The organism is Actinomadura sp. (genome assembly GCF_044508335.1).
In the GTDB taxonomy this organism is placed as follows: Bacteria; Actinomycetota; Actinomycetes; order Streptosporangiales; family Streptosporangiaceae; genus Spirillospora.
Genome location: NZ_JBIQHY010000044.1, coordinates 1 through 3,917, shown reverse-complemented (window position 1 = coordinate 3,917; position 3,917 = coordinate 1). Strand labels below are relative to the sequence as shown.

The window sequence follows — 3,917 nt, the reverse complement described above, 5'->3', positions numbered from 1 at the left end:
GGGCCGGGAACGGCGCCGAGGACCGGGCCGGGAACGGGCCGGATGCGGAGCGTGCGCCCGGCGGGGCCGGGCGCGAGGCCGCGGAGACGGAGCCCGCCCCGGAGGAGAAGGCCTGATGGGGGAGGTGCGCGGCCTCCACGTGCCGGACGGCCTGGAGGGCGAGCGGGTCGACGCCGCACTGGCCCGGCTGTTCGGGCTGTCGCGCGGCGGCGCCGCCGAGATCATCGCCGCCGGGGACGTCCTGCTGGACGGCGCCGAGGTGGCCACCAAGTCCGAGCGGCTGCGCGCCGGGGCCTGGCTGGAGGTCACGCTCCCGCCGCCGCCCGCGCCGCCCGCGCCGGTCGCCGAGCCCGTCCCCGGGATGGGCGTCCTGTACGAGGACGACGACATCGTCGTGGTGAACAAGCCGACCGGCGTCGCCGCGCACCCCACCACCGGCTGGACGGGGCCGACCGTCCTCGGCGGGCTGCTCGGCGCCGGGCACGCGATCGCGACCAGCGGCGCGTCCGAGCGGCAGGGCATCGTGCACCGGCTGGACGCCAACACCACCGGCGCGATGGTCGTGGCCAAGAGCGAGGTCGCGTACTCGCGGCTCAAGCGGGCGTTCAAGGAGCGCCGCGTCGACAAGCGCTACCGGGCGCTGGTGCAGGGCCACCCCGACCCGTTCCGCGGGACGGTCGACGCGCCGATCGACCGGCACCCGTCCGGCGACGGCCGGTTCGCGGTCGTGGCGGGCGGCAAGCCGTCGGTCACGCACTACGACACGGTCGAGGCGTTCCGGGCGGCGACGCTGCTCGACATCGACCTGGAGACGGGGCGCACCCACCAGATCCGGGTGCACATGTCCGCGATCCGGCACCCGTGCGTGGGCGACATGGCGTACGGCGCCGACCCGACCCTCGCCGCGCGGCTCGGCCTGAAGCGGCAGTGGCTGCACGCCGTCCGGCTCGGGTTCGAGCACCCCGCCACGGGCGAGTGGGTGGAGTTCGAGAGCCCCTACCCGGACGACCTGGCCCGCGCCCTGGAGATCGTCGAAGCCGAGTCCTGACCGCTACAGGCCGAGCAGGCGCAGCCCCGCGGTGACGCCGGCGGCGGCGACCAGCACCGCGAGGAACGGCGCGCGCAGCACGAGCGCGGCGACGGCCGCGCCCAGTCCCGCCAGCCGGGCCGGGTCGAAGTCCAGCGACCTGCCGTCGGCGAGCGCCTGGACGGCGATCAGCGCGGTCAGCAGCGCCACCGGCACGAGCTCGGTGAACCGGCGCACCCGCGGGTCGTCCAGGACCCGCTGCGGGGTGACCAGCCCGCCGAGCTTCAGGGCGTAGCAGCCGAGCGCGGTCGCGATCACGGCGATCCACACGCTCACGGCGCGCTCCTCCTTCCGAGCAGGGCGGGCAGCGCCGCGGCGGCGGCGACCATGACCGGGACGCCGGGCGGCAGCAGCGGCGTCGCCGCGAGGGCGATCGCGGCCGCCGCCGGCGCGACCCGCGCCGCGCTCCGCCCCTCCCGCAGCCGCGGCCACAGCAGCGCCAGGAACGCGGCCGGGCCGAGGACGTCCAGGCCGGCGGCGTCCGGGTCGCCCAGCCGGGCCGCGCCCGCCGCGCCGAGCAGCGTGGTGGCGTTCCACGCCAGGTACAGGCTGACCGCGGTGGTGTAGAACCCCGCGCGGGCCGCGGCCGGGTCGCGCTGCGCGGTCGCGACGGCGGCGGTCTCGTCGATGACGGCCTGCGCGGCGGCGAGCCGGCGCGCGCCGCGCACCCCCAGCGTGCCGGCGAGCCGCATCCCGTACAGGGCGTTGCGCCCGCCCAGCAGGACCGCGCCGAGCGTCCCGGCGACCAGCCCGCCGCCTCCGCCGATCACGCCGGCCAGCGCGAACTGGGACGCGCCGGTGAACGCCAGCAGGCTCAGCACGCACGCCTGCGCGACGGAGAGGCCCGCGGTGACCGCCGCCGCCCCGAACGCCACCCCGGACACGCCCACGGCGACGCCCACGCTCAGCCCGTCCCGGACGGCCGCCGCCCGCGCCCGCTCCCGCGGCCCGGGCGCCGCCTCGACCGCGCTCACCGGCGCGCTTCGGCGGCGTCCAGCCCCGCCGCGATGACCGCGTCCATGATGCGGGCGAGCCGCTCGGGGCCGAGGGACGGGGCGTGCGCGGCCATGGCCTCGACGATCTCCCGCTCCCGGCCGGGGTCGCGGCCGGCGAAGCCGCCGACCGGCTTGAGCCGCTGGGCGGCGGCCGCCACGGCGGCGCGGCGCTCCAGCAGGACGGCGAGGGCGGCGTCGATCTCGTCGATCGCGGCCCTGGCCGCGCCGAGGGTGCCGATCGCGCCGGGGGGCGGCGGCGCGGAGCGCAGTTCGGCGGGTTCGGTCACCTGGTCGTGCATGTCGGGTTCCCTCTCGTGCCTCGGCGGGCCGCGCAGGGAAGGTTCGGTGCCCGGGGCCGCGCCTGGTCGGTGGACGTCCATCGAAAAAGGCGAAGCCCGATGGGGGCTCCGCCTCGGCCGGCTCCGGGGTCGTCGCTCAGGTCGCGGCGGCGACCGGCTCGCCCGGAGCCGGCTGCGTAAACCTGAGATGGCGACGTTCCACGCCCTGATCGTATGCGGTGCCGCCCCATTGCGCCAAACTCCGGACAGGACGTCCCACGTGCTGAGACACCCGCGCGGGTCGCGGAAGATCGGGCGAGTCGGGGCGCGGGGGACCCGCGAGGCGGGTTAGGCTCTCAGCACCGCGTCATCCCGGCGTCCCGGCCGGGTTGACGATCTTCCCCCGGGACCGATATCGCCACCACGTGCCCACCGGGCACGTGGGCGGTCGCATGCGACGAGCAGGAGGCGCAGCAGGCATGGCCGACTCTTTCGTTCACCTGCACGTTCACACCGAGTACTCCATGCTGGACGGAGCCGCTCGGCTGAAGCAGATGTTCGAAGAGGTCGGCCGGCAGAAGATGCCCGCGATCGCCATGACCGACCACGGCAACATGCACGGCGCCTACGACTTCCACAAGCAGGCGACCGCCGCCGGGGTCACCCCCATCATCGGGATCGAGGCCTACATGGCCCCGGAGTCGCGGTACCACAAGAAGAAGGTCCAGTGGGGCGAGCCGAGCCAGAAGCGCGACGACGTCTCCGGCGGCGGCCTGATCAACCACATGACCCTGTGGGCGCGCGACAAGACCGGCCTGCACAACCTGTTCAAGCTGTCGAGCCGCGCGTACACCGAGGGCTTCGTGTTCAAGTACGCGCGGATGGACGAGGAGCTGCTCGCCGAGCACGCCGAGGGCGTGATGGGCACGACCGGATGCCCGTCCGGCAAGATCCAGACGCGGCTGCGGCTCGGCCAGTTCGACGAGGCGCTGAAGGCCGCCGCCACGTTCCAGGACATCCTCGGCAAGGAGAACTACTTCCTGGAGCTGATGGACCACGGGCTGGAGATCGAGCGCCGCGTCCGCGACGGGCTCATCGAGATCAGCAGGAAGCTGAACATCCCGCCGGTCGTCACGAACGACTCGCACTACACGCACGAGTCGGAGGCCACCGCGCACGACGCGCTGCTGTGCGTCCAGGTGGGCAAGCAGCTCGCCGACCCCGACCGGTTCCGGTTCGACGGGTCCGGCTACTACCTGAAGACGGCGGAGGAGATGCGCGGCATCGACTCCTCCGACATCTGGCTCGAAGGCTGCAAGAACACCCTGCTCATCGCGGAGAAGGTCGACCCGGCGGGGATGTTCGAGTACCGCGACCTGAGCCCCCGCTTCCCCGTCCCCGAGGGCGAGACGGAGGAGAGCTGGTTCCGCAAGGAGGTCTGGAAGGGCCTGAAGCGCCGCTTCCCCGACGGCCTCCCTGACGGCTACAAGGAGCAGGCCGAATACGAGATGGACGTCATCCTCGGCAAGGGGTACCCGTCCTACTTCCTCGTCGTCG

Annotated in this window: 5 protein-coding genes; 2 read left to right on the top strand and 3 right to left on the bottom strand. The window is 74.6% G+C overall.

Annotated elements, in window-relative coordinates; translation table 11 throughout:
• Positions 1-115 precede the first annotated feature (115 nt).
• Positions 116-1,048, top strand: a complete 933-nt coding sequence (locus ACIWVC_RS17125) for an RluA family pseudouridine synthase (RefSeq protein ID WP_396447821.1) — start codon at positions 116-118, stop codon at positions 1,046-1,048.
• A gap of 3 nt (positions 1,049-1,051) precedes the next feature.
• On the opposite strand, the gene ACIWVC_RS17120 is transcribed toward ACIWVC_RS17125, so the two are convergent.
• The 3 genes from ACIWVC_RS17120 to ACIWVC_RS17110 are packed head-to-tail and all read right to left on the bottom strand — an operon-like array spanning position 1,052 to position 2,381.
• Positions 1,052-1,363: an AzlD domain-containing protein gene (locus tag ACIWVC_RS17120; RefSeq protein WP_396447822.1), complete on the bottom strand. Its 312-nt coding sequence runs from the start codon at positions 1,361-1,363 to the stop codon at positions 1,052-1,054.
• The gene (locus tag ACIWVC_RS17115; RefSeq protein ID WP_396447823.1) at positions 1,360-2,061 is read right to left on the bottom strand and encodes an AzlC family ABC transporter permease; all 702 of its coding nucleotides are present in this window, start codon (positions 2,059-2,061) and stop codon (positions 1,360-1,362) included. The genes ACIWVC_RS17120 and ACIWVC_RS17115 overlap by 4 nt, the downstream gene beginning before the upstream one ends.
• Positions 2,058-2,381, bottom strand: a complete 324-nt coding sequence (locus ACIWVC_RS17110) for a chorismate mutase (RefSeq protein ID WP_396447824.1) — start codon at positions 2,379-2,381, stop codon at positions 2,058-2,060. Before ACIWVC_RS17110 ends, ACIWVC_RS17115 begins: the two co-directional genes overlap by 4 nt.
• Before the next feature lie 458 nt (positions 2,382-2,839).
• On the opposite strand from ACIWVC_RS17110, the gene ACIWVC_RS17105 reads away from it, so the two are divergent.
• A partial coding sequence (locus tag ACIWVC_RS17105) for a PHP domain-containing protein (protein WP_396454309.1) occupies positions 2,840-3,917 on the top strand: 1,078 nt, incomplete at its 3' end.

Coding starts and splice junctions, on each gene's coding strand:
- ACIWVC_RS17125 (WP_396447821.1), top strand. CDS start 116: ATGGGGGAGGTGCGCGGCCTCCACGTGCCGGACGGCCTGGAGGGCGAG.
- ACIWVC_RS17110 (WP_396447824.1), bottom strand. CDS start 2,381: ATGCACGACCAGGTGACCGAACCCGCCGAACTGCGCTCCGCGCCGCCG.